Origin of the sequence: Bacteroides sp. Ga6A2 (assembly GCF_000702225.1) — a bacterium.
Classification (GTDB): Bacteria; Bacteroidota; Bacteroidia; order Bacteroidales; family Bacteroidaceae; genus Ga6A1.
This window is the reverse complement of sequence record NZ_KL370874.1, coordinates 1-25,344: the sequence shown is the minus strand read 5'-3', so window position 1 is coordinate 25,344 and position 25,344 is coordinate 1. Positions and strand designations below refer to the sequence as shown.

At 47.2% G+C, this 25,344-nt stretch carries 19 protein-coding genes and 1 pseudogene; 9 read left to right on the top strand and 11 right to left on the bottom strand.

All coding sequences use genetic code 11. The annotated features are described in order from the left end of the window. Positions 1–59: 59 nt before the first annotated feature. From T538_RS0115635 to T538_RS0115600, 8 genes are all read right to left on the bottom strand, one after another. Complete coding sequence (locus tag T538_RS0115635) at positions 60–386, bottom strand: DUF2149 domain-containing protein (protein ID WP_031535551.1); 327 nt, start codon at positions 384–386, stop codon at positions 60–62. Positions 387–388: 2 nt separating this feature from the next. Next, on the bottom strand, positions 389–976 hold the full coding sequence (locus T538_RS0115630) for a MotA/TolQ/ExbB proton channel family protein (protein WP_031535549.1): 588 nt from the start codon (positions 974–976) through the stop codon (positions 389–391). Positions 977–994: 18 nt separating this feature from the next. Then, the gene (locus T538_RS0115625) at positions 995–1,681 is read right to left on the bottom strand and encodes a hypothetical protein (protein WP_031535547.1); all 687 of its coding nucleotides are present in this window, start codon (positions 1,679–1,681) and stop codon (positions 995–997) included. Beyond that, positions 1,681–5,817: a cobaltochelatase subunit CobN gene (locus tag T538_RS0115620; RefSeq protein ID WP_031535545.1), complete on the bottom strand. Its 4,137-nt coding sequence runs from the start codon at positions 5,815–5,817 to the stop codon at positions 1,681–1,683. The genes T538_RS0115625 and T538_RS0115620 overlap by 1 nt, the downstream gene beginning before the upstream one ends. 12 nt (positions 5,818–5,829) lie before the next feature. Beyond that, positions 5,830–8,154 carry a TonB-dependent receptor gene (locus T538_RS0115615; RefSeq protein WP_031535543.1) on the bottom strand — a complete coding sequence of 775 codons (2,325 nt, stop codon included), beginning with the start codon at positions 8,152–8,154 and terminating at the stop codon, positions 5,830–5,832. A gap of 13 nt (positions 8,155–8,167) precedes the next feature. Further along, the gene (locus T538_RS0115610; RefSeq protein WP_081835047.1) at positions 8,168–8,677 is read right to left on the bottom strand and encodes a calycin-like domain-containing protein; all 510 of its coding nucleotides are present in this window, start codon (positions 8,675–8,677) and stop codon (positions 8,168–8,170) included. Positions 8,678–8,702: 25 nt separating this feature from the next. Further along, positions 8,703–10,289 (bottom strand): PepSY domain-containing protein, encoded by a 1,587-nt coding sequence (locus T538_RS0115605; protein WP_051656183.1) that lies wholly within the window; start codon positions 10,287–10,289, stop codon positions 8,703–8,705. Between the two features lie 318 nt (positions 10,290–10,607). Then, positions 10,608–11,051: a hypothetical protein gene (locus T538_RS0115600; protein WP_155993300.1), complete on the bottom strand. Its 444-nt coding sequence runs from the start codon at positions 11,049–11,051 to the stop codon at positions 10,608–10,610. 220 nt (positions 11,052–11,271) lie between these two features. Here T538_RS0115600 and T538_RS0115595 point away from each other — a divergent pair, with 220 nt between their 5' ends. Then, positions 11,272–12,159, top strand: a complete 888-nt coding sequence (locus tag T538_RS0115595) for a hypothetical protein (RefSeq protein WP_051656182.1) — start codon at positions 11,272–11,274, stop codon at positions 12,157–12,159. Positions 12,160–12,232: 73 nt separating this feature from the next. Here the strand turns inward: T538_RS0115595 and nifJ are convergent, their stop codons facing one another. After that, complete coding sequence (nifJ, locus tag T538_RS0115590; RefSeq protein ID WP_031535534.1) at positions 12,233–15,802, bottom strand: pyruvate:ferredoxin (flavodoxin) oxidoreductase; 3,570 nt, start codon at positions 15,800–15,802, stop codon at positions 12,233–12,235. A 57-nt stretch (positions 15,803–15,859) separates the two neighbouring features. Then, the gene (locus T538_RS0115585; protein ID WP_031535532.1) at positions 15,860–17,038 is read right to left on the bottom strand and encodes an ATP-binding protein; all 1,179 of its coding nucleotides are present in this window, start codon (positions 17,036–17,038) and stop codon (positions 15,860–15,862) included. Positions 17,039–17,188: 150 nt separating this feature from the next. Here T538_RS0115585 and T538_RS0115580 point away from each other — a divergent pair, with 150 nt between their 5' ends. From T538_RS0115580 to T538_RS0115545, 8 genes are all read left to right on the top strand, one after another. Further along, entirely contained in the window at positions 17,189–18,388 is a 1,200-nt protein-coding gene (locus T538_RS0115580) for a hypothetical protein (protein WP_031535530.1), read from the top strand. A 173-nt stretch (positions 18,389–18,561) separates the two neighbouring features. After that, complete coding sequence (locus T538_RS0115575) at positions 18,562–19,869, top strand: inositol-3-phosphate synthase (protein WP_031535528.1); 1,308 nt, start codon at positions 18,562–18,564, stop codon at positions 19,867–19,869. A gap of 134 nt (positions 19,870–20,003) precedes the next feature. Then, on the top strand, positions 20,004–21,242 hold the full coding sequence (locus T538_RS0115570; RefSeq protein WP_031535526.1) for a sigma-54 interaction domain-containing protein: 1,239 nt from the start codon (positions 20,004–20,006) through the stop codon (positions 21,240–21,242). Further along, positions 21,229–21,747, top strand: a complete 519-nt coding sequence (gene lptE / locus T538_RS0115565; protein ID WP_031535524.1) for an LptE family protein — start codon at positions 21,229–21,231, stop codon at positions 21,745–21,747. Before T538_RS0115570 ends, lptE begins: the two co-directional genes overlap by 14 nt. Positions 21,748–21,751: 4 nt before the next feature. Continuing rightward, positions 21,752–22,666, top strand: a complete 915-nt coding sequence (locus tag T538_RS0115560) for a tetratricopeptide repeat protein (protein WP_031535522.1) — start codon at positions 21,752–21,754, stop codon at positions 22,664–22,666. Between the two features lie 10 nt (positions 22,667–22,676). Then, positions 22,677–23,045, top strand: coding sequence for a preprotein translocase subunit SecG (secG, locus tag T538_RS0115555; protein WP_031535520.1), 369 nt, complete (start codon positions 22,677–22,679; stop codon positions 23,043–23,045). Between the two features lie 305 nt (positions 23,046–23,350). After that, positions 23,351–24,307, top strand: coding sequence for a calcium/sodium antiporter (locus tag T538_RS0115550; RefSeq protein ID WP_031535517.1), 957 nt, complete (start codon positions 23,351–23,353; stop codon positions 24,305–24,307). A 186-nt stretch (positions 24,308–24,493) separates the two neighbouring features. Further along, complete coding sequence (locus T538_RS0115545; RefSeq protein ID WP_031535515.1) at positions 24,494–24,727, top strand: hypothetical protein; 234 nt, start codon at positions 24,494–24,496, stop codon at positions 24,725–24,727. A gap of 125 nt (positions 24,728–24,852) precedes the next feature. Here T538_RS0115545 and T538_RS0115540 read toward each other — a convergent pair. After that, a pseudogene (locus T538_RS0115540) lies at positions 24,853–25,338 on the bottom strand (IS1595 family transposase); the annotation flags it as partial. Positions 25,339–25,344 lie beyond the last annotated feature (6 nt).

Below are 25,344 nucleotides of genomic sequence, written 5' to 3'. Positions count from 1 at the left end.
AAGTTCACAGTCGCATTTTTACGGGCGACTGTGAACTCGTTTTTTTAGAAGAGGGTTATTTATTCCGGAACATAGATAATCTCGCCGTTTTCGAGTTGGTAGGCAACTCCTACGCGTTTTCCCTTGTTTCCGTCTTTCGACGACTGGTCATCAGACGGAGTGTATTTGTTTATCTGTTTTCCTTCCTTGGTTATAATCTCCATGTTTTCCTTTCCCGGATTCTTAACCATCGTGAAGTCCTCGGTGCTGAACATCTCGGTCATGTTGAATCGTGTAACCAGTGCAACCATCAGCGCGACGGCAAAAACCATTGCAACATCGAACAGGTTTGACACCGTAGACATCGGGTCGTCTTCCTCGTTATTCTTTAATAGTCTGTGACGCATATTTATTTTTTTAGGATGTCTGAAAGATATTCAAGATTAGTCATGTCTTGCAGATACCAGCGTTGCTTTACCTGCTGGGTAACGTAGCCGATGGCTGCCGCAACCAGTCCCGTAACTGTTGTTGCGAAGGCAACCTGCATGTTGCGTGCCATAGACTCGATGTCGCCCGATGCAAGCCCTGCAAGAGCCGGTCCCATTGGGATGAGAGTTCCCATAAGTCCGAGCATCGGACCGAGCTTAGAGAGCATCTTGCACGTTGCGATGTCTTTGTCGGCTGCAATCTCGAACTCGGCAAGCAGACGCTTTACCTCAGCATAGTTATCCTTGCTTTCAATCATTTTCTTTACGAATGAAACGACAAGCATGTCGCTCTTTTTAGGCAGATTTGCCGTAACGCTGTCGATGTTTTCAGAAGAGATGCCCGTAAGAGCCTTTCTTATCTGCGCAGCCGACTTGCGTATTGCCAGATACTGTCCGAAGAAACTGCCTATGAGTAGCAGCGAACGCAGAAAAAGAAGGATAAGTGCAACGATTACAGGAACAAGCAGCCCTGTGCTTATCCAATAGAGAATATCTGAAATTATTTCCATAATGATGTTTATTGTTTATTAGTTTGATTTTCGGATTTTATATTGTCTGATGAGAAAGCCGACAGTTCCGCACACAAGGGCGATAAGCGTGAATGTGCCCAATGCCGCCCATTCTATCGGGTCTGAGCCTTTGAACGTTGTTGAACCGTTAACCGTGGCTATTATGCCGAGAATGAGAATCATCGAAGCGCAGAGAAACAGAATCTCGAGCCTCAGCGGTTTCTCGGGCAGCAGAAAGCGGATTGTGTATGCTCCGGATGGCATCAGCAGAAAGACAAATGCCGCCATCGTCCATGCAACGAGCGAGAAACTAACCCCGGTAAAGGCATATACGGTCTGAATTAGCGCATAAAACAGTACGGGCAGTATAAGTACCCCTGGAAAGAATCTGAGCACACGATAAGCGAAAATTGTGCGTCTGCCAACCTTCTCGCCGTAGAGCAACTTTCCAGACAGAAGGCAGAAGCACATCTGCCACAGAACTTCAACGGTCAGCACAACCGACGTGTCGAGCATCAGTCTCTGGTTGCCGAGCCATTCGCTTATTTCGTTTCGGCTTTGCTCAATGGCAATGCGCCACGTTAGCACGATGAAAAGCGAGCATATAGCAGAGATTACTGCTATATGCCATGCTTTCAGGAAGGATAGTTTCAGCCATGTCATGAACATGACCAGAAACATCAGTACAAGAACTACTATTTCCATCACTCTTCTTCCTCTTCGGTTTCTTGTTTGCGACGCTTGCGTATTATTACGGCAATTACTGCAAAGGCAACGAGTGCGAAGGCTATCACAACCGAGGCCGTAACGATGGTTGTGCTTGTCTCGGCAGAGTCGGAGAGAGTTTCTTTCTTCATAACCGTGCCGTCGTTGCTGTTATCCTTGCCCATGTTGTCGTGCATACGGGCTTCAGCCTCGGCATGGAGGTCTTGCTCCAGTTTCTGAAGGCTTTTCAGTTTCTCTGGCGAAGCCTTCCACAGTCCCTTCTGTATTGTCTGAACCATGGTGTGAGCCATCTGTTCCATAGCAGCCGGATTTTTCTCCTTCATGAACTTGTCGATGCCCAGATTCATCTCGTCTTTGACGTAGACGTTGTAGATTTTCTCCCACATCTGGTTGTCGATAGCCTTAGGCTTCATTACGTTCCAGCCGTAAGTATTCTCAACGATGTCGGCAATTTCTGAAGCCTCGTTCGCGCCGCCCTTCATCTTCTCCTTGATGTAGGTTGGGTTGAAGATTGTTGTTCGGCTTTCAACGCCGATGGCTTCCTTTACCTCTTGCATGCGGTTGTTGTTGCGGTTGCGATAGTCGGCCAGATAAGCGTCGGGGTCTTTGCCCGTAACGTTTCGTACGGCAAGATTCATTCCGCCCATAAACTCGTAAACATGGTCGAGCGATAGTGCGCCCCACGAGTTTGACTGGCGCGGCTGAACCACGGCATCGGTGCGCGTCAGGGCTGCCTTGAAAGCCACTTTCGAAGCCTTCTCCCAATATTCTTCTGAGCCGTAGAAGGCCGACATGTTGTTGATGTAGGTGTTGGCAATCTCGTCTTCGGTCTTCCAACTGCTGCCTTGCTGAACCATCTCCTGAATGCCCGTTCCGTAGCCGCCGTTAAGTCCGCCAAAGATGCGGAATGTAGACATCTCGCGGGCATCTTTAGGCGAAATTCCCGATTCGGTTAGGGCGCGTTCAGATTCCTTTACGCCCTCGCTCACCATGTTTTCGAACTTGTCGCCTTTTGCCTCGGCAGCCATCTGTACGGCGCGGTTTAGAAGATACAGACGCGATGCTGCAATGTCGCGGAACTGTCCTGATGTCTGAATAACCACGTCGATGCGCGGACGCCCGAGTTCCTTGCTCGGAATGAGGCGGATGTCGGTAACACGCCCGAAGGCATCCCGAACAGGCTCGATGCCGAGCAGATAGAATGCCTGAGCCATGGTTGTTCCGCCAGTCTCGATAAATTCAGACGACCAGAAGGTGAACGAAACCTTTCGCGGAATGGAGTCGTGATGACGCTCGCGATACATCTTTATCGTATTTTCGGCAAGCATCTTTCCCTTCTCCCAAGCCTGCTCGGTTGGAGTGGCTTCGGCATTTATTCCGTACAGATTGCAGCCAGTTGGAAGGGCGCGAGGATTGGAGATGACATCGCCTCCGCTGCTTGGGCGAGTATATCCGCCGTTCAGGGCATTCATCATAGATGCCAGTTCGTGCCTTGGCGCGTCGAGAAGCTGCTGCTTGTATGCTTTCACGTTCTTCAGCGTGCGCTCAACCTCCATTATGGCGTTGGCAAGATACGTTTCTTCCTTGGTGTACGACTTCTTCATGGCAGCCATTTTAGCCATCATGCCGCTTACGTTGTCGTTCTTCGTGCTGTTTGTGCCCAGTCCCATTGCGGCAGCCATCTTTTTCAGAGCCTCGGGGCTTGCTCCGGCCATCTTTGCCATTTGCAGAGCCTTCTTTGGGTCCATGCCCTTTCCGGCTTCCTTCATCTTTTTCATAGCCTCGGCATCGGGCTTCTTTTCGGCCTTTGATGCGGCTTCCGGCTTCGATGGTTTTCTGCCGCTCTTGTCCTTGTCGTTGCTGCCCATCATTGCCATCATCATCGACATCATATCCGACGGATTGTTCTGCGAACTCTCAATCTCGCGAGCCTTGTCGAGTTGCTGCTGAGATATTCCAGCGGTGCGGCAGATGAAGGCATCGCTCACGTCAGCCGAGCCGTTGAGGAGTCGGCCCACGAGAGCCTTGGCTGGATTGAGATACTGCGATGTGAAGAAAGCCTTGTGCTTCTCGGCATCGCCCTTGGCGCGCTTCAGCTGTTTGTCGAGACTAAGCAGGCTGTATGCTATTGGGTCGGTACACATGGCGTAGACGGTCGATTCTATGCGCTTTGCCTCGTAAGGCTCGCCGAGCGTGTACAGCTGACCGACAATCTTCTCGTTGGCAATCTCCTCGCCAAAGTGCTCAACCTTTGCAATCTGGTCGGCTGTCCACGGCTTTGTAAGGATAGAATCCATTTCGAGGTCGCGATGTATTCCCATGCTTACGGCAATCTTCTTTACGGCTATTGATGCCGCATCCGAAGGCGATTTTTCGTAAGTCTGAATGGCATCTGTAAGCGATTTGTATGTGTTTCGCAGATTGCTTTCGAGATACGGAGGCGTGATGTGGCTCTGGATTCCGGCGTATGTGCGTCGCTTGGCAATGAGAGCCTCGCCCACGTTGCCGATGGTGTAGAGATAGTAGTGTGGAATTGTTCCTACAAGTTTGTCGGGCCAGTCGTTGCTCGATAGTGCCACCTGCTTGCGCGGAGTGAATTCAAGTCCTCCGTGTGTGCCGAAATGTATCATGGCATCGGCCTTGAAAGAGTTCTGAATCCAGAAGTATGCATTCTGAAATTCCTTTACAGGGTCGGCATCCGTTCCGTGAACAATCTGGAACGTGTTGTCGCCGTGTCCTGCAAGAGGCTGGGGAAGAAGTGCGATGTTGCCAAACTGAATTCTCACAACCGTGTCGGGGTGCTGCTCGATGATGCTGAGGTCGCTTATTGGTGCTCCCTTCTTCATGATAATCTTCTGAAAATCGGTTACCGAAGATGGCAGTCCGCTTGTGTTGTAGCCCTCGCTCTGAAGTCGCTTGAGCATGTTGTAGAGCGATGGCACAACATCGAGTCCCGAAGCCGAGAGAGCTTGCTCGCCCGGACCTTTGAAGTAGACGATGGCAATGTGCTTGTCTTTGTTCGCCTTCTTCTGGAGCGCGATGTAGTTGTTAACGGTCTTTACGAACTTGTCAAGTCTGTCGGGAATGGTGTAAGCCTCGTGTAGTCCTTCCTTGTTTATCCGCTGTCCGAAGAGGACGTAAGGTCGTATTGCACCGTCAATCTCGGGCGTTACTATGCTCTGGCTCATAAAGCCGCCCTGCATTCCCTGCTTGTCTTCTTCCCATTTTGAAGTCAGGCGATTAACGTTGAGCGTTCCGAACAGCGGAATGTTCTGCTGCGCCAGCCATTCAACAGCCTTGTCGCCAAGTCTGCCGTGGGCAAGGTTCACCACCGCGTTGAACTTCATGTCGGGGCGTTCAGCCTCTATCATCTTCAGAAATCTGACGAACATTCCGTTTACGCAGTAAACCGTGTTTCCGCTCTTTTCGAGGGCAAGAACCAGTTCGTTCGGATTGCCCATCGCGCCAGTTACGATTACTCGCGGAGCATCTTTCTCAACCAGATTGTGCTTTTGCAGATATGCCTCGTAATCCTTGATGCTTTCGAAGAAAACATCCTCGTCGTTGGGATGTTCGATGTTGGGGTGAGAGAACATTCCGGTTGGCGATGGAGTGGCGGCGTCGATGTCTCCGCAGAAGATGATTTTCTTGTCAACATTTGTGCGGATGTAGTTGAGCATCGAGCGGTAGTTCTGTCGGCTTGCTCCGCGCAGATAAGTGTTTAATGTGTCGGCTGTTATGCTGTCTACGCTTATGATGTAGTTGTCGGGATTTGTAGCCATCGTTGTGAGGATGTTCGTTCCCGTCCAGCCAGCCATCTGAATCTTGTCGCGCTGTTCCTCGGTAAGGCGAATGCCCATGGCGTTTACGAATACCATGTCGTAGTCGTCAATGTCGTCGAGTTTGTCGAGTGTCAGTTCTTCAATCTTGATAAACGGATTGTCGTTAGCCTTGCTTATCTCGCCAAGCGTTGTAACCTGATAGTTTACGAAGGCGATGCGAGTGCGTCCGAACCAAGTGTTCCATACGGCTGCTAAGGCAGCGACGACCGTAAGGGTCAGCACTGCCAGTCCTATCCATTTCCAAATGCGTTTTGCTTTCTCGGATAATTTCATTGTTGCAATATGTTATTTCTCAAAAAATCTGTCAATGTTAAGCGATAGTCCCACGCTCCAGTTTCTTCCTGTTGTGAGTGGAGAGTTGTAGTGATAGGCTTTCGGAACGTAGTTGAACAGGTTGTCTACGGCAAAGTTCAGCTTAATGCCTTTCATGATGTGCTGCTGAACCATGCATTTCCATATTGAGTAGCCCTGCTCAACATCCTTGCGTCCCGACTGCGGAGCTCCGAGGGCGCGTCCCGATAGTGTGATGCTTGCCTTGTAGTTTTTGCTGAAGCGGTGCTCGTAGTCGGCGCTCCACGTCATAGAGTGCGAGCGTGGCTGAGTGAACTGGCTGTCTACCACGTTTCCGCTCTCGTGCATGTACGAGTAGTTGTATTTCAGTCCAAGACCGAAGTCGAAGTTGTATTTCGCGCTCAGTTCAAGCCCGTAAACCTTCACGCCGTCCTCGTTCCAGTAGAGTGCGCTGCTCAGAGCCTCTTTTACCGTTCCGTCGTCGGCTGTGTATTTGTATGTTATGTCATCGGCCGTTTCGTGCGATGTAAGATGCTTGTCGTCGGCAGTAATCTGAAATCCGCCTTCGGCCTTGCTGGCATCTACCACCCAATATCGCTCAACTGTTGTTATGCGTTTGTCGAACACGTTGCAGTAGCCCATCAGCGTTATGTTGTAGTTTCCGTCGATGATGCTGCCGTTCTTCACGCTTCCGTTGTGCTCTACGGCAATGTTGTAGTTGTTGCTCTTCTCGGGCGAGAGATCGGGATTTCCGATTATCATGTAACCCATGTTGCCCATGTCGTAGTGCATGTACATCTCTTTGAGCGACGGCGCGCGGAATCCGCTGGCATAGTTGGCTCTTAGCGTCAGATGCTTGAGTTTGTACACGGCGGCGAGTCGGGCGGTAACAGACTGGTTGTCGGATGCCGAGAAATAGTCGTACCTAAGACTTCCGACGATGTTCAGTTTCTGTGTTGGATTGTAGTCGAACTGTGCGTATCCGTCGGCATTGTTCTGCGAGTTCTCTGCATTGTTCAGAAACTGGTATGTAGTAAGATAGTCGTGCATGAAATCCGCTCCGACCGTAAGTGTGTTCTTGCCAAGCAGATGGTTGTAGATGGCATGGCCAACGTGCTGAATGTTGCTGTAGTCGTGGTCGTGAGTGCGCTTTCCGCTGGTGTCGAAGTTAGCCTTGTCGTATTGGTCGAAAGCATACGACACTTCGAGATTGCTGCCGTTAGCCGCCGTGTAACGCCCCTTCAGACCTGCGCTGTAGGCATTGAAGTGATAACTGTATGTGTCGCGCTGACTGTCGCGGAAGAAATATCCGCCGCGAGCCACGAATTTCAGTCTGTCGCTTGCGCTGAATGTGAGCCGTTCCTTAACGTTGAATGTCTCCTGACCATACAGACGCTTGATGTCCGATTTGTCCTCGTCAATTGTCTTGCCTTGCAGAATTGCCAGTGCCTTTTCTGCCGATGATATTCCGGTCGAAAGCGTTATCGGCTCAATATCCGTATGCTGAAAATTTGTCTGTGAGTTCCATTTTCCTTTGTTCAGAGAGAAGTTCGCACCGTTGCGCCATTCGTTTCCCATCGAACTGTAGCGCGAGTTTACGTTTGCCGTCCAAGGCTCGGTATTCTCGCGACTTATGATGTTTATCACTCCTCCAACGGCATTCGAGCCGTAGAGAGCTGACGATGCGCCCTTCACAATCTCTATCCTGCCCACGTTGTCAAGGTTCATTCGGTTGTAGTCAACATTGTCCATTGTCTCGCCAGCCATTCGTTCGCCGTCGACAAGGAACAATACTGCGTTGCCGCCAAATCCGCTCATGTTGAGCGATGTTTCCTGACTCATTGCCAAGCCGAACTCCAGTCCCGGAAGTTCTTGCGTAAGCATGTCTTGAATGTTGGTGGCATCAACCTTCTGAATATCCGACAGGGTGATGAGGCGCGTAACCACGGGTACATCTTTCAGAGCCTTGGCGGTGTGTGTTGCCGTAATCACTACTTGGTCGAGCGAGTGCTCGTCTTCAACCATTTTTACGTTCTTGTCCACATCGCCGTTGTTTACCAATACGTTGAATGTCTGGGTTACATATCCAACGTAAGATACCGTTATCTTGTAAGACTTGTTGCTTCCAACCTCAATCTTGTAGTTTCCGTTAGCATCGGCGGTCGTAACAAAGTTCTTCGTGCCCCTGACCGTTATGTTTGAGCCGGGCAGAGGTTCGCCGCTTGTGCTCGTGATTTTACCCTTAATAACATGACTGGCCGCCAGCACAGTCGAAGCCATGCTGACGGACAGAATCAAAATAATAAGCCTTGATTTCATCTATGAAATATCTTTACTTTCTTGTTCCCTGGAACGTTGCTTCCATAGCCATTGGCATCTTGCCATACTTCAGAGTGTAAGTAACAACGCAGGCATTGCCAGTAACTGCTACCGAAAGGTTTGTGATGGTGTAGGCCTTCTCCTCGCCGTTTACTGTAATTGAGCCAGAATAACTGTCGAGGGTGGCTGTGTAAGCCTTAACCTTCTGGTCGCCAACGGTGATTTCGGTCTCGGCTGTAGTCTGAATGTTCTTTACGTCGAGCGATGGCAGAGCCATTGCGCCTTCGCCTGCTGCCGGCAATGTAAGGTCGATGTGAGTGCCGTCTGCCTTTGTTACCTTGAAAGTGCCTTCGCTCTTCACCTCAGTACCCATCACGCTGATGCCGAGGTCGCCATTGTATTCGCCAGCCATTGCCTCGGCTACTGATACTACCTTGTCGTCATCGTCATCACCGCATGAAGTTGTACCAACCAACAGCGCAACAGATGCGAACATCATTGTAATAAAACTTTTGAGTCTCATAATTTTTCTGTTATTTTATAAATGTTTAATAATTAAGTGATTTTTTCTTTGTCTTTATTCTGATGATGTATCCCGAAACGAGCACGAGCGTCAGCAGAAGTCCGCTGATGAATACGAACAGGACCGATAGCACCGACCCCAGAAACGGCTCATAGCATCTGCCTACATGCATTTCGAGTGCGAAGTTCCACAGCGACATTGGCTGATTTTTCAGAACATCGGGCATCTCGGGCATCTTTACGTTTGGCGCAGCCGAATATTCGAACACCACCGGAGTCTTGCCCTTCAAGTCTGCCGTGAAACCCGTAACGGCGTGGCTCGCAATCGGAATGCCTTTCGGCACAACCGGGGGTTTGCCGGTGAACCAGTCGGTCTGTTCTGCCGTTGCCGGATTCCATCTTGTCAGACCGTTGAACGAGCCTATCAGCCACTCGTTGTTGTTGTCGGGATTCTTGCAGAACACGTTTATTCCCATCGGACTTACTTTCGGAGCACCATTCATCTTCTTGGGTGCTGAGGAGAAATCCTTGTCTGCCGTGTAGAATCCTTCACTCGTTCCCAGAATCCACTTCTGCAAATTCGCGTCCCATCTTATGCCTCTCATTTTGTCGCAGAACGCGTTTTCGCTCGATAGGGTAGAGCCGGGTATTGGCGAGACTTCCGTCATCACCAGCGGAATCATCAGTGGCGGACGCAGGCACATGCCCGTGACCGAAAGTATCAGCGTGAACACTATCAGCCAAACGCCCAGTTTGTTGTGCCATTTCATGTTCCACCTCATCCAGCCGGCGTATGTCTTTATCGTTTTCTTTAGTCTTTCGGCTTTCTCTGCCGAACTGTTCTTTGCCCGTTTGCTCAGGTGCTTAACCGAGTTGGTTAGCATAAAGAAAACGATGCCCGAGATGCAGAGAATGATTATCACAATGGCTATGAAATCGACAAACAGCCGTCCTGCCAGCCCAAACATGTCGCCGCTGTGAAGCATCCAGAATGTCTTGAACAGCGTTACCTTGCAGCTGTGTCCTTCGGGCGTTTTTAGCCTGCGCAGAGCGAAGTTGTAGCTTGGCGCAACCGCCTCGTATATCTCCGAGCGAGTGGCAACGACTATCGTGTCGTTTCCGCGCAGCGCAATGTCGCTCACACGCTCGTTGTTTCCGGGTAGCGTAACCTTGTCCCAACATTCGTTAGTCTTGTCGTATCTGTAAACATCGTAGAGGGCAGAGCACCACAGAGTACCGTCGCCGGTTCTAACAATGTTTGTTATCTTGCGGTTGTCAATGCCTTTGTCCAAGCCTTTGTTAAGGTCGTGCCAGTTCCCGAAGTCGCGGTCTGTAAGCCATATCCCGGCTTGTCCGTAGGCAATTATGCGGTTGCTGTCTGCTGGCAGAGTGCCTTTTATTACGCTCTGGTTCCAGTCTTTAATATGATAGTTCGAGGGCATCCACCATCTGCTAACCTCGCATGATGAGAATAGCCGACGGTGATTCAGTATAATTCCGCTGAAGCAGAATACAATAATGAAAACAGAAAATACCAAGCCAATCCATTTGTGCGTTGAACGCCATCTTGTCTTTCCTTTCTTTTTGCCTGTCTGAGGGTTGGTTTTCTTCATTGTTTTTTATTCCGAAATTTCCGCTGATATGTATCCTTTTACCATCTTTCTGAATTTGTTTGCAAAATTATTTCGATAAAAACAATGTATCAATCATTAAAAATAGTGATTTTACTGTCTGATATCCCCAAAAATAGGGATAAAATCTTGTAAAGATGAATATTGTTGCATTTGTTCTGCATACCAGACGCTTTGCTTGCTTCTTGTTCGGTTTTGCGTCTCTCTGCTGAGGCTCTTTGTTTTAGGCAAGAAAAAAGACTCACAATCGTCAAGCATTGTGCGATTGTGAGTCTTTCTTTATGATGAAATCAGCTCTCCTTATTCGTAGCGAACGTTTACGTTTACCTTCTCGTTTGTTATTTTCGGAACAGTGTAGCCTACATACCAGCCCATTATAGGATATGTCAAATCCTGCATTACTGTAATGTCTATATAATAGTCATTGTCATGTTTTTCCAATTTCCTCTCAATATCATCTATGCCTTTGTTTGATGCTCCATATACCATTATTATGGATTTCTTAGAGAAGTTAACTTTGCTTCTTTTTGGAGTTTGATTGGAAATATCATCTATATATTTACTGATAAAGTCTTGATATTCCTTCTCGCTGTTGATAACCACGGTTTGGTAAGTCTGTAACTGCTGATAATCACTCGTATATGAGATCTTTTCAAACACTTGATTCTCCTCAATAAAATCTTCTGAAGAGTCGTCGCTGCACGACATGAATGTCAGAGGAAGTGCCAATAGGTATAAAAACAATTTTTTCATTTTAGTTTATTTTATTCTTTAATGCTGTTTGGCATTGTAAGATATTAGATTATTCTATGCAAAAGTAGTAAAAAAATAGATAAAGTACAGGCTTTGGTGGTTTTTTATTGTATTTTTGTTAGTGATTTTGTACTTAACTGAATTTTTACGCTTGCGAAAAATCGGTTTCTGAATTCTAATATAATGTAAATCAAATCTTTATAAAACCATTATGACTAATACAAGACATTTTCTAAGACTGTCGTTCGTTGCTGTTGCGGCAATGTGCTTCTCTTCGTTTGCTAAATGCAAGGAAGGTAAACCTAAGAAACCTAAACGTCCGCCTCTTGAGGTTATTCAGACAAAACTCGATAGCATTTGCGAAGAAGGCTACAATCTGTATCATGCCGAGCGTGTAAACTGGATATCTACCGACTCCATGTTGGTACATTATGGTAGAGAGTCCATTGGCAGAAATATTATCTGGCAGCCAACAAAGGATTCTTGGGGAGTCGTGTTTTTTGACCATGAGCAGAAAAACTGTGTTTTCGAAATGTGCTATAATATTCAGAACGGAAAGATGATGGTTTCGTACGACAAACGTCCTATAAGAAAGGAAGAACGTAGTCGCCTCGCTTTGAAAATGCTTATGCTCAAAAACGGATTGGAAAAATATGGCGAACAAATTGGTTACGACAAAAATTGTGGCGGTCCAAACTTCGATTTTGTACGCATCAACGACAACATCATTAGATTGTATATTCTTCAGGGCACGATGCATCATAACACCATTCCGTTTGGAAACGACTATTCAATCGATTTTGACAATGAAGGCAATGCGTTGTGCTTCAGACGGTATCACAAGTCGCTTTTGGCTATGAAGACTGTAGATGATTCGGGAAAGCCTGTTGAAACTTTATTGCATTCTCATACTCCCGACAATCCTTATATCACTGCTACCGATATCTGTAATTTCTTGCTTTACAGAGGCGGTATGGCATCAACAACTGTTATAAGTACAGCACTTGACGGTCAGATAATCTATCATGCTGATTCTAAAAGGTGTTTCTTCTTTTCAAATGAAGCGTTGAAAAAAATATCGAATCATAAAAATAAGTAGAATATTTCTATCAAAAAAAGGCTGCACCTTCTGAAAGATGCAGCCTTTATATTTATTCTGGATTTGTCAGAGATTAGATAACTGGCTCTGAGTAATCCATCTTGCTCATACGAACATAGCTTGCGTAACGCTCCTGAGCGCACTTCTTTGCCTGATCGAACAACTCCTGAGCCTCTGCAGGGTAAGCCTTCTTTACTGACAAGTAACGAACCTCGCCCTCGAGGAATGCCTGGAAGTTATCCCAGTTAGGAGCCTTAGAATCGAGCTGGAATGGGTTCTTGCCCTCTTCTGCCAATCTAGGGTCGAAGCGCCACAAGTGCCAGTAACCGCACTCAACAGCCTTAGCCTCCTCAGCCTGGCTCTTACCCATGCCGCCCTTAGCCTTCAAACCGTGGTTGATACATGGAGCGTAAGCGATGATCAATGAAGGACCGTTGTATGACTCAGCCTCGCGGAATGCCTTCAAGCACTGTGCTGGGTTAGCACCCATAGCAACCTGTGCAACGTAAACATAACCGTAAGTAGCCTGCATCAAACCAAGGTCTTTCTTGCGTACTCTCTTACCTGCAGCAGCGAACTGAGCGATTGCACCAAGTGGAGTAGCCTTAGATGACTGACCACCAGTGTTAGAGTAAACCTCAGTATCGATAACGAAGATGTTAACATCCTCGCCAGATGCAAGAACGTGGTCGAGACCGCCGTAACCGATATCGTAAGATGCACCGTCACCACCGATGATCCACTGTGAACGCTTAGTCAAGAAGTGAGAAAGTTCCTCGAGCTGAGCGCATACAGCGCAACCAGCAGCTGCACCAGCCTTGATTTCAGGAATCAACTTGTCTGCAGCAGCGCGGCTTGCCTTAGCGTCGTTCTGACCAGCAATCCACTCCTTAGCAGCCTCCTTGTAAGCCTCTGAAGTCTTGTCAGAAGCAATCATCTCCTCCAACAAACGCTGGATTCTTGCCTTCATCTTCTTGTTTGCAAGAACCATACCCATACCGAACTCGCAGAAGTCCTCGAACAATGAGTTAGCCCATGCTGGACCCTGACCCTTCTCGTTCTTAGTGTAAGGAGTTGATGGGATAGAACCTGAGTAGATTGAAGAACAACCTGTTGCGTTAGCTACCATCTCGCGGTCGCCGAACAACTGAGAAATCAACTTAACGTATGGAGTCTCACCACAACCAGAGCAAGCACCTGAGAACTCGAACAATGGAGTAGCGAACTGGCTCATACGTGGGTTAGAAGTAACGTCAACAAGATCCTGCTTAGACTTAACGTTCTTTACGCAGTAGTTCCAGTTGTTAGCCTCCTTAACAGCGTCCTCTGATGATGGGTCGAATGGAACCATCTTCAAAGCCTCTGCATCCTTCTTAGGACATACGTCAACACAGTTACCGCAGCCCAAGCAGTCCATAACGCCTACCTGAATACGGAACTTCATGCCCTTGAATGCAGCAGGAGCCTTCATCTCAAGAGATGCGCCGTTTACGCCAGCAGCCTCCTCGTCGGTCATAACGAATGGACGGATACAAGCGTGAGGACAAACGTATGCACAAGAGTTACACTGTGCACAAGTCTCAGCATTCCATACAGGAACAAGACCAGATACACCGCGCTTCTCGTATGCAGCAGTTCCCTGCTCCCAAGTACCATCCTCGATGCCCTTGTATGCAGAAACTGGAAGCAAGTCACCAGCCTGTGCGTTGATAGGACGAACGATGTTTGTGATGTACTCTGGCTCGTCGCGCTTAACTGGCTCGTCATCTGGAAGAGATGCCCATGCTGGGTCAACAGCCAATGTCTGGTACTCACCACCGCGGTCAACAGCAGCGTAGTTCATGTTTACAACATCCTCACCCTTCTTGCCGTAAGACTTAACGATGAACTTCTTCATCTGCTCTACTGCCAAATCAACTGGGATAACCTCAGTGATGCGGAAGAATGCTGACTGAAGGATTGTGTTAGTACGGTTACCAAGACCGATTTCGCGAGCAATCTTAGTAGCGTTGATATAGTAAACTGTGATGTTGTTCTGTGCGAAGTAACGCTTAACGTTGTTTGGAAGAAAGTCGATCAACTCCTGTCCCTCGTAGATTGTGTTCAACAAGAACTGACCGTTCTTCTGCAAACCACGAGTTACATCGTACATACGAAGGTATGCCTGAACGTGGCAAGCAACGAAGTTAGGAGTCTTAATCTGATATGTTGAACGGATTGGGTTGTCACCGAAACGAAGGTGTGAACAAGTGAAACCACCAGACTTCTTAGAGTCGTAAGAGAAGTAAGCCTGACAGTGCTTGTTAGTGTTGTCACCGATAATCTTAACTGAGTTCTTGTTAGCACCTACAGTACCGTCGGCACCAAGACCGAAGAACTTAGCCTCGAACATACCTGCACCACCCATAGGAATCTCAACCTTTTCAGGAAGTGAAGTGAATGTTACATCATCGTTGATACCTACAGTGAAGTGATCCTTAGGCTGTGGCAATGCAAGGTTCTCGAATACGCCAGTAATCATTGTTGGAGTAGTGTCGCATGAACCAAGACCGTAGCGACCGCCAACGATAACTGGAGCATTTGGCTGGCCATAGAATGCATCCTTTACGTCAAGATACAAAGGCTCGCCGTTTGCACCCGGCTCCTTAGTTCTGTCAAGAACTGCAATCTTCTTAGCAGTCTTTGGAACAGCAGCAAGCAAGCGCTCTACTGAGAATGGACGGTACAAGTGTACTGAAACCATACCAACCTTCTCGCCCTTAGCTGTCATGTAGTCGATAGCCTCGCGAGCTGCCTCAGTAGCAGAACCCATAAGGATGATTACGCGGTCTGCATCAGCAGCACCATAGTAAGTGAATGGCTTGTACTCGCGGCCAGTAATCTTAGACATCTCAGCCATGTACTTCTCAACGATTGCAGGAACAGCATCGTAGAAGCGGTTACAGCTCTCGCGGTGTGCGAAGAATGTCTCAGGGTTTTCAGCCATACCCTTAGCCTGTGGGTGCTCTGGAGAAAGAGCGCGTGAACGGAACTCAGCAAGAGCCTTCTGATCGATAAGACCCTTAACGTCGTCCTCCTCAATCATCTCGATCTTGTGGTACTCGTGAGAAGTACGGAAACCGTCGAAGAAGTTGATGAATGGAACGCGAGCCTCGAGTGCTGCAAGGTGAGCAACTGCTGAAAGGTCCATAACCTCCTGAACAGAACCCTCGCAAAGCATAGCGAAACCAGTCTGGCGGCAAGCCATAACATCACCGTGATCACCAAAGATACAAAGAGAGTGAGATGCAACTGTACGCGCAGATACGTGGAATACAGATGGAAGCAACTCACCGGCAATCTTGTACATATTTGGAATCATCAACAACAAACCCTGTGAAGCAGTGAATGTAGTTGTAAGTGCACCAGCCTGAAGAGAACCGTGTACTGCACCAGCAGCACCAGCCTCTGACTGCATTTCCTGAACAGATACAGTGTCGCCGAACAAGTTCTTGCGGCCCTGAGCTGCCCACTCGTCAACATGCTCCGCCATTGGAGATGATGGAGTGATAGGGTAGATGGCAGCTACCTCTGTGAACATATACGCGATATGTGCAGCGGCTTGGTTACCATCACAAGTGATAAATTTTTTTTCTTTAGCCATAATTTGATTAAATTATTATTAGTAAATTGATTATCCTCAACTTTTTGTCTTTATCCATTAGTACATGAACCCGAAGAGCCATAGCGGAATCTGGTTGCCACGGCTAATCTCAGTAGGGTGCTGTGCATAGATGATGTTCGGATGCGGCTTGAGCCTGTTGCTCTCTGTGCTTATGCGGAACCTGTACTCACCGTCAACGATGAAAGAGGCTCCCTTGTCGCCCTTGTACACTTTATGGTCTTTCCACATAGTGTTTACAAAAAAGGTCTCAAGAACATCCTGCTGCTCTACTTTGATTGGGTAGATGGCATACATCAGGTTTGTGTTGTGCATCATTATCTTGGCTGGTTTCTTTGGGAAACCCTCACCTTCTGGGTAGACCATATTTATCAGTCTCGCATCGGCAAGATATTTGATATAGTTCATCACAGTAGCTCGCGATGTCTCAATGTCGTTAGCAAGCTGGCTTACGTTTGGAGCCGACGGACCGTCTACTGCGAGCAAATATAGTAATTTTTTTATTTTAGACAAATATTTCAGCTCTATTTGTTTAATGAGCAGAATGTCCACTTCCACCATCATGTTCATTGTCTTGAGCAAATTCTCCGAGAAATTGCGTTTTTCAAGAAAGAATGGGTAGAATCCGTGATGCAGGTAATCCTGAAAATAATCGAGAGGCCTAACCTTCGGGAGTATCGACTTTATGATGTGCTCGTGGTTGTTCAGTATCTCCTCAAGGGTGTACGACGGGAAGTTGTTTCCTGTCTGGAGATTGATGAATTCACGAAATGAAAATCCTCTTAGGTTATAACTCTTTACGATTCCGTTCAGTTCGGGGTTCTCGTCCTTCAGGCGCATTACCGACGAACCGCTGAAAATGATTTTTAGCTGTGGGTATAGATCATAGCACTTACGCAGTTCCTTGCTCCATTCGGGCTGCTTGAATACTTGGTCGATAAGCAGTACTTTTCCGCCCTTTCTGACAAAGTCGCCTGCAAAATCGGCTATTCCTCGGCCCTGAAAATAGAAGTTGTTGGTATTGATGTAGAGACATGATGGGTCGTTGCCGAATTTCTCCTTGGCATACTGCAAAAGGAATGTTGTCTTGCCAACTCCTCTGCTGCCTTTAATGCCAATCAGACGGTCGTCCCAGTTAATCTCGTCCATCAATGCCCTGTGTACGGGAGCGTTGGTGTGCTCAATCAAATAAGCATGGGTTCTATAGAAAGCATCCATTCGATTTATTTTGTAATTGACTGCAAAGATAGGTAAAAAATATAAATTTGCAAACTTGACTTTGCAAAAATCTTGATTTTTTTTATTGCTGCATATTTTTGGTTGTATTTATGCAAAAAATGTTAATTTTGTATCCATTATTGTTGTATTATGAAGATACTTGTATTTAATCCTGAGCACGATATGGCTCTGGCAGACAATAAGTCGAGCTTTCTGCCACCGGCTGTTATTCGCAAGATGGCAAACGATTTGTCGTTCCTGCCAACGTGGATAGCCGAGCCGGGCGATATTGTCATCGTCGATTCGGTTGAGAGGGCTGAGATTTTCCGCGATTCTATATATAATAAGGTGAAGAAGAAGGTGGGCGAGGGCGTCTGCTTTGCTTCTTTCAAAGAACCGTTCAAGAATGTGTGCAGCCGGCTTTCCATTGACGTTGACAATGCCGAACTTGCTCCGTGGGGTTGGGACGGCTACATCAAGCGTAAGTTCGAGAAATGGGGCGTTCCGCAGTCAATGCTCCCATCCGAAGAGAAACTCGAAGGCATCCGCAACCTTTCGAGCCGTCGTACGGCGGTGCAGATGCTTCCGCAGATAGTTGATGCCATCGGACGTGATTTCTGCGTAGGCGAGTCGTTCGTAATCACCAGTCTCGAAGAGTTCTTCCCGTTGGCAGAGAAATACGAAGGTGTGATGATGAAAATGCCGTGGTCGAGCAGCGGAAAGGGCTTGAACTACTGCTACAGTACGAATATAACCGAGAAGGTGAAGGGCTGGGTAAACAATGTCATCGAGAAGCAGGGATGCTGTATCGTTGAGCCTCTGTATAATAAATTCGGCGATTATGCGTTAGAGTTCAAGGTGTCTGAAGGAAAGGTCTCTTTCTTGGGGTATTCCAAGTTCGATACTGCCAACCAAGGCACTTATCAGGGCAATGTTTTGATGACCGACAAGGAGATTGAGGACTATATGTGCTATATCTTAGGCGTAGACGTTGATAAAATCCGTACTGTACGCAAAGTAGTCGAGGAGAATGTGCGCAATCTGATTGCACCTTATTATAATGGAGTTTTGGGAGTTGACATGATGATTGTGAGGGATTATGAGAAGGGTGACTTTCTGCATCCGTGCGTAGAGGTAAACCTTCGCAACAACATGGGCATCTTGGCGCACGAACTGAAAAGCCGATGGATAACGAATGCCGAAAGATTCGATATCCATTACAACAATTTTATTCCTAACGATAAAGGGTTGGATTACATTCCTCTTGTTCCCGAGCACGATAAGTCGAAATACACGGCTCGCGCATATTTGCAGGACAAAAACTGGTTTGATAATGTGATATTTGGCTAATAACTCGCTTTTTTTGTGCAAAAAGGAACTTTGTTCTCTCAAAATAATCTTTAATATGAAGATATTTTGAAGATTTAATGCCAAAAGTTGCTCAGTTACGCTCAAATTTAATACATTTGCATCGGTAAAAACTTAAACCTCAAAAAAAGTTTTCTAAAAAGATATAAAAATAAATGGCAAATCAAAATGTAAAGCCAGCCACCGGTAAACTTGGTGTGATGGTTGTAGGTTTGGGAGCTGTATCCTCAACCTTTATGACGGGCGTCTTGATGGCCCGCAAAGGCTTGGCAAAGCCTGTAGGTTCAATGACTCAGTATGACAAGATTCGCGTGGGCAAGGGTGCCGACAAGCAGTACAAGAAGTACGGCGACATCGTATCTATCGCAAGTCTTAACGACATCGTTTTCGGTGCATGGGATGTTTATCCTGCTAACGCTTATGAATCGGCAATCAACTGCGAGGTACTGAAAGAAAAAGATATCAATCCGGTAAAGGACGAATTGGAGAAGATTGTTCCTTTCAAGGCAGCATTCGACAAGAACTACGCTAAGCGTCTTGATGGCAACAACGTAAAGGATTGTAAGGACCGCATGGATATGGCAGAGCAGATTCGTGCTGATATCCGCAAGTTCAAGGCTGATAACAACTGCGACCGTATCGTAGTTCTTTGGGCAGCATCTACCGAGGTGTATGTTCCGGTTGATGAGAAGATTCACGCAACTGTTGCTTCGCTCGAGGCTGCAATGAAGGCTAACGATACTGAGCACGTTGCTCCATCTATGTGCTACGCTTATGCAGCATTGAAGGAAGGCGCTCCATTCATCATGGGTGCTCCTAACACAACAGTCGACATCCCTGCAATGTGGGAGTTGGCAGAGCAGACTAAGCTGCCTATCGCAGGTAAGGACTTCAAGACTGGACAGACTCTTGTAAAGAGCGGTTTCGCTCCAATCATCGGCACTCGCTGCCTTGGTCTTTCTGGTTGGTTCTCAACAAATATCCTTGGCAACCGCGACGGTCTTGTACTCGACGAGCCAGCAAACTTCCGCACAAAGGAGGTTTCAAAGCTTTCTACTTTGGAGTCAATCCTTGTTCCAGAGGAGCAGCCTGACTTGTACACAGACTACTATCACAAGGTGCGTATCAACTACTATCCTCCACGCAACGATAACAAGGAAGGCTGGGATAACATCGATATCTTTGGCTGGATGGGCTATCCAATGCAGATTAAGATTAACTTCCTTTGCCGCGACTCTATCCTTGCCGCTCCTCTTTGCCTCGACTTGGTATTGTTGAGCGACTTGGCAGCACGCGCAGGCAAGTACGGCATACAGCGCTTCTTGAGCTTCTTCCTCAAGAGCCCAATGCACGACTACACTAAGGGCGAGGTTCCTGTTAACCACTTGTTCCAGCAGTACACAATGCTTAAGAACGCTATCCGCGAGATGGGCGGATACGAGGCTGACGAGGAGATTGACTAATCCGAAACTCTTTAGTTAACATATTGTTTGTTCCCGATGCAGATTTTTCTGTGTCGGGACTTTTTTTTAGCCTATATGTGGTTTTTCTTTTTTATTTTGTTTACCTTTGTACGCTTTTAAAGAATTTTGCGGTAATGAATACTTCGGAAATACAGAAGAATAAGGCCCGATATGGCATTATAGGAAACTGTGAAGAACTGAACAGGGCTATAGACATGGCTCTGCAGGTTGCCCCAACCGATTTGTCTGTGCTTATTACGGGCGAGAACGGTTCGGGCAAGGAGGTTATACCGCGACTGATTCACGACAACAGCGCGCGCCGCCACAAAAAGTTCATGGCGGTAAACTGCGGCTCAATTCCCGAGGGAACAATTGATTCTGAACTCTTCGGACACAAGAAGGGCTCGTTTACTGGCGCACTTCAGGACAGAGAGGGATATTTCGGCTCTGCCGATGGCGGAACGCTCTTCCTCGACGAGGTGGGCGAACTGCCGATGGCTACGCAAGCCCGGTTGCTGCGTGTGCTCGAGACGGGCGAATACATAAGAATGGGCGAGGATGTTGTGCGCAAGACAAACGTCAGAATCGTTGCCGCAACAAACGTCAACTTTCAGAAGGCTATAAGCGAGCGACGCTTCCGCGAGGATTTGTTCTATCGCCTTAACCAGATTCCGATTTTCATTCCGCCTTTGCGCAAGCGAGGCGACGACATCATAAAGCTCTTCATGAAGTTTGCCATGGACGTGGCTGAGAAGTACAACATGCCGCCCGTGCAACTTGCTGAAGATGCCAAGCCGCTCCTTTTGGCTTACAAATGGCCGGGAAACGTGCGCCAACTCCGCAATCTGGTTGAGCAGATTTCGGTCGTATCCGAAGAACGTCGCATCACTCTCGAGGTGCTTAAACGCTATGTTCCCGAGGATGCCGAGACAACCGAGGTGCTCGACATAAACCATAACAAAAAGGAGGAGCACTCGTTCAGCGAGGAGCGCGACATGATTTACGGCTTCATCTACGAGCTCAGAAAGCAGGTTGCCGACCTTCGCAACCGCGTTGCCGAACTCGAGGGCGGACAGCCGCATAAATCTGACAGCGTGGCTAAAGTTCCGGCAGGTCTGCCTGCGCCAAAGCACCTTACTACGGATATTCCGGTAGTAACGCCGAGCAGCAGCGATTACGGCTCGTCCGACTGGATTGATGTAGAGGACGTAGAGCCTTCGGAAGGCGCACATTCGGCTGTTGAACAGGCCGAGAAGAAGATGATTGAAGATGCCCTTCGCAAACATCACAATCGCAGAAAAATAGTGGCCGACGCTCTTGGAATGTCTGAGCGCACGCTTTATCGTAAAATTAAGAAATATGGTCTCGAATAAGAATATCGTAAAACTGATTCTCATGCTCGTGCTGCCTCTGGTGGCAGCGTGCAGCGTGTCGTACAAGTTCAATGGTTCTTCAATAGATTATACAAAGACAAAGACCATAAGCATTGCCACGTTCCCAAACCGTGCAGCCTATGTGTGGGCTCCTATGGCGTCAATCTTCAACAACGAACTGGTTGATGAATTCAGCAAGAAGACTCGCCTTCAGCAGGTTAGGCGAAACGGCGACTTGCAGATAAGCGGAGAGATAACCGACTACACTCAGGCAAACAAATCGGTATCTGCCGACGGTTATTCGTCTCAGGTTGAGTTGAAGATGACCGTCAACGTGCGCTTTGTTAACAACAGCAATCATTCCGAGGATTTCGAGCGCACGTTTAGTGCCTCGCAGACATACGATTCGTCTCAGCCTCTCACATCTGTTCAGGACGACCTTGTGAACCAGATGGTTAAGGACATAACGAATCAGATTTTTAACGCAACGGTAGCAAACTGGTAGCCCAATGACAGATTTGACAGAATACATAAGTCACCCCGAACGACTCGACCGCAACTCGCTGTTCGAACTGAGAGGCTTGCTGGCTCGCTATCCGTACTATCAGACGGCTCGCCTGCTGTTGCTCAAGAATCTGTACATTCTTCACGACTCGTCGTTTGGCGATGAGTTGCGAAAGGCTGCCTTGTATGTAAACGACCGCCGCCAGCTCTTCATGCTCGTTGAAGGCGCAAACTACATAATCCCTAAGTTTAAGAGCGAGGAAAGCTCGGTTGCCGATGGCGGATTGTCGGTAGACCGTACCATGTCGCTCATCGACGTGTTCCTCGACAGTCTTCCGGAGGAAAAAGAAGAGAGGCGAGAGGAGAAGAACGATACGAAACCGGTTGATTTGGCTACCGACTATGTTTCGTACCTCAAGCAACTCGACGACATAAAGCCCGAGGAGGGCGAGGGCGATGCCAACAAGATGCAGGGACAGAGCCTTATCGACGACTTTATAAAGAAGGGCGATGAGCGTCTGATGCTCGACATCGGCGCACCTCGCAGAAAGCCTAAGCACGTTCTGCCAAAATTCAGCAGCAATGCCGACTCTGAGGATGATGCTCTTGCCGCTGAAGATGAGGCTGTATCGCCGTCCGTTCAGGATGAAATGCCGATGGTTGCCGAAGAGCCTAAAAAGAAGACGATTTCATTCGTTCATTCCGACGATGATGCGCAGCAAAATGCGCCCGAAGGTGTGAACGAAAGTGCTGATGATAAGTTTTTCACCGAAACTTTGGCGAAAATCTATATAAAACAGCAAAGATATGATAAGGCACTTAAAATTATTCAGCAATTAAGTTTGAAATATCCAAAAAAAAATCGTTACTTTGCAGACCAAATAAGATTTTTAGAAAAACTGATTATTAACAGTAAATAATTTATAAGAAATGTTATACGTATTTTTAATTGTTTTGATTGTATTGGCAGCCGTTATAATGTGCTTTGTCGTATGTATTCAAGAGTCAAAGGGCGGCGGCTTGGCATCAAGCTTCTCAAGCTCAAATGCAATCTTTGGTGTGCGCAACACTAAGAGCGGTTTGGAAAACATCACATGGTTCCTTGCTGCATTTATGGTTGTCATTAGTATTCTTGCAGCATACAGTTTGCCATCTGCAAGCGGCGAAAACTCAGTCATGACAAAGCAGGCTACCGAGAGCAGTAACGTAAACCCTAACAACATTCCTGCAATGCCATCGGCACCTGCTCAGAATGCTCCAGCAGAGAGCGCACCTGCTCAGAATGCTCCTGCTAAGTAATTTTAGGAATAAAAGCTGAACAGAAATATTCGTCCCGATATGCGTCAAGGCGCATGTCGGGATTTTTTTTGCCTATTTCCTGATGGGGGGGATAAAAACGAAAAACTGCCCCATCTCACGATGAAGCAGTTTTGTATAACATTTTCAATTGAATTAGAGGTAAAAAGATTGTTGTTAAATTATCTGTAGCAAAAGTATCGACTTTTTATGTAAGTTCAAAATTTTTTTGTATGTCCTTCAACATAAAGAGGATGTATTTCGGCATATTTGTTATATTTGCAGTCGAATTTTCAATAAATAACAATATGATTGTTTCGTTAGCGTTGCTCATTGCTGGAATAGTGATGATTATTGTTGGTGCCGACAAACTTACCGACGGTGCTGCCGCCATAGCCGCACGCTATGGCATTTCGAGTCTTGTAATCGGTCTTACGGTCGTGGCGTTCGGTTCGTCTATGCCCGAGTTTGTAATCAGTTTTATATCCTCGCTCAAAGGAAGCACCGAGATTGCCATCGGTAATGTGGTTGGAAGCAATATCTTCAACATTCTCTTTATTGTGGGCTGTACGGCTGCCGTTTTCCCAATCAAGGTAACGAACCGCACGGTTTACAAAGACCTTCCGTTTGCCGTTCTGTCGTCGTTTGTGCTGTTTGTCGTTGCGTGCGATGCTTTTATCGACGATGCCCAGTGGAATGTCATAACCCGAAGCGACGGCATGTTGCTCATCTGCTTCTTTGTGGTGTTTATGTTCTATACGCTTGCCACGGCTCGCAGCAGCGAGGGCGCGAGCGAAGAGCCTGTTGCCCCTGAAAGCATCATGCCTGTGTGGAAATCTGTGCTGTATGTGCTTCTTGGCTTGGCAGGACTGATTTTCGGTGGCGATTTCTTTGTCGATGGCGCATGCGATGTTGCCCGTCTTCTTGGCGTTAGCGAATCGGTTATAGCCCTCACGCTCGTTTCGGGAGGAACATCGTTGCCAGAGCTTGCCGCATCGCTTATGGCTGCACGCAAGCGCGATTCGGGCATGGCGATAGGAAATGTTATCGGTAGCGTTGTGTTCAATGCCTTCTGGATTCTTGGTGCGAGTGCAACGGTTTCGCAACTTCCGCTCGGACACATCACGATGTTCGACTTGTTTACGCTTCTTGTTGCAAGTGTTGTTATGTGGATTTTGGCGCGTACAGGCAAGATTATCAATAGGGTAGAGGGCTGCATCATGGTGCTTATGTATGTGGGTTACATTGCGTATCTGTTAAATTAGTCCATAAAACACCAAAAAATCCCCGATATTTATGTTGTGTAGCATAAAAAGAGTTGATATTAGTCAAGAATTTGAGTATTTTATGCTAAAAAACATTGTTTTGTGATTGTTTAATGATTTTTCTTCTTATCTTTGCAATGTCTTTAAGAGAGACAACTAAGTGTAACAATAAAAAATTGAGGTAAGATGAAAAGATTGTTTATATTCACTGCAATGGTCGTTTGCTTTGCGATAGCAAATGCTGAGACTAAGTTACCTGTTAAGGGTATAGCAAACATGAATGTCGGCAAGATAGCAGCTAACCTTAAGGCGCTTCCTGCTAATGCTAATACAGCCGATGCAGTTCGTGTTGCACTTGAGCAGAAGGCTGACAAGAATGCAGCCGCTGCTTCTGAAAAGAGTTTGGATTTAAAGAAATAAATATAGCTTTACAGGCTAATCAGTAGGAAAGATAGAGCATTCGCTCTATCTTTTTTTGTTTGTATGCGGTTTGGCAAATCCCGAACGCATCCCGAAGGAAAGCCGAAGATTTCTTGACATATCGACTTGCGTTGGCTGCCAAGTCCCCTCTTTTGATTCTCGTCCTCATCTTCATCCTTTGCAGAGTCGTTGTTTCTTGTAAAATAGCCCTCGTCCAGTTCTATTGTTCCTTCAAGATTGTACTTTGAGTCGCGCTCGCCCATAACGCTGCGGAGTTTGTGCATCATCTCCCAGATAGGCTGATAGCGCTTGTGCCCGAGCTGTCGCTGCATCTCGGCTGCTGAGAACGTCTTTTTTGTGGACGTGAGCAAGTGAATGGCTGTGAACCAGTATAGCAGTGGAAGGTTGCTGCCGTGCATAACCGTGCCCGACCTGAGGGTAGTCTCATGTCCGCACTTGGCACACATCCAGCGTTTGTGGCAACGGTTCCAGTACTGTTTCTCGCAGCCACAGCGGCTGCACTTTATACCTTCTTTTTCGCGAGTTTCCTTGAGGTACTTTTCACAAGCTTCCTCGCTGTCGAAATGTTTTGCAAAATCCAACAACTTCATTTGACT

Excerpts from the sequence above, each read along its gene's own strand:
- T538_RS0115635 (WP_031535551.1), bottom strand. The coding sequence starts at position 386 with ATGCGTCACAGACTATTAAAGAATAACGAGGAAGACGACCCGATGTCT.
- T538_RS0115630 (WP_031535549.1), bottom strand. The coding sequence starts at position 976 with ATGGAAATAATTTCAGATATTCTCTATTGGATAAGCACAGGGCTGCTT.
- T538_RS0115625 (WP_031535547.1), bottom strand. The coding sequence starts at position 1,681 with ATGGAAATAGTAGTTCTTGTACTGATGTTTCTGGTCATGTTCATGACA.
- T538_RS0115620 (WP_031535545.1), bottom strand. The coding sequence starts at position 5,817 with ATGAAATTATCCGAGAAAGCAAAACGCATTTGGAAATGGATAGGACTG.
- T538_RS0115615 (WP_031535543.1), bottom strand. The coding sequence starts at position 8,154 with ATGAAATCAAGGCTTATTATTTTGATTCTGTCCGTCAGCATGGCTTCG.
- T538_RS0115610 (WP_081835047.1), bottom strand. The coding sequence starts at position 8,677 with ATGAGACTCAAAAGTTTTATTACAATGATGTTCGCATCTGTTGCGCTG.
- T538_RS0115605 (WP_051656183.1), bottom strand. The coding sequence starts at position 10,289 with ATGAAGAAAACCAACCCTCAGACAGGCAAAAAGAAAGGAAAGACAAGA.
- T538_RS0115595 (WP_051656182.1), top strand. The coding sequence starts at position 11,272 with ATGACTAATACAAGACATTTTCTAAGACTGTCGTTCGTTGCTGTTGCG.
- nifJ (WP_031535534.1), bottom strand. The coding sequence starts at position 15,802 with ATGGCTAAAGAAAAAAAATTTATCACTTGTGATGGTAACCAAGCCGCT.
- T538_RS0115585 (WP_031535532.1), bottom strand. The coding sequence starts at position 17,038 with ATGGATGCTTTCTATAGAACCCATGCTTATTTGATTGAGCACACCAAC.
- T538_RS0115580 (WP_031535530.1), top strand. The coding sequence starts at position 17,189 with ATGAAGATACTTGTATTTAATCCTGAGCACGATATGGCTCTGGCAGAC.
- T538_RS0115575 (WP_031535528.1), top strand. The coding sequence starts at position 18,562 with ATGGCAAATCAAAATGTAAAGCCAGCCACCGGTAAACTTGGTGTGATG.
- T538_RS0115570 (WP_031535526.1), top strand. The coding sequence starts at position 20,004 with ATGAATACTTCGGAAATACAGAAGAATAAGGCCCGATATGGCATTATA.
- lptE (WP_031535524.1), top strand. The coding sequence starts at position 21,229 with ATGGTCTCGAATAAGAATATCGTAAAACTGATTCTCATGCTCGTGCTG.
- T538_RS0115560 (WP_031535522.1), top strand. The coding sequence starts at position 21,752 with ATGACAGATTTGACAGAATACATAAGTCACCCCGAACGACTCGACCGC.
- secG (WP_031535520.1), top strand. The coding sequence starts at position 22,677 with ATGTTATACGTATTTTTAATTGTTTTGATTGTATTGGCAGCCGTTATA.
- T538_RS0115550 (WP_031535517.1), top strand. The coding sequence starts at position 23,351 with ATGATTGTTTCGTTAGCGTTGCTCATTGCTGGAATAGTGATGATTATT.
- T538_RS0115545 (WP_031535515.1), top strand. The coding sequence starts at position 24,494 with ATGAAAAGATTGTTTATATTCACTGCAATGGTCGTTTGCTTTGCGATA.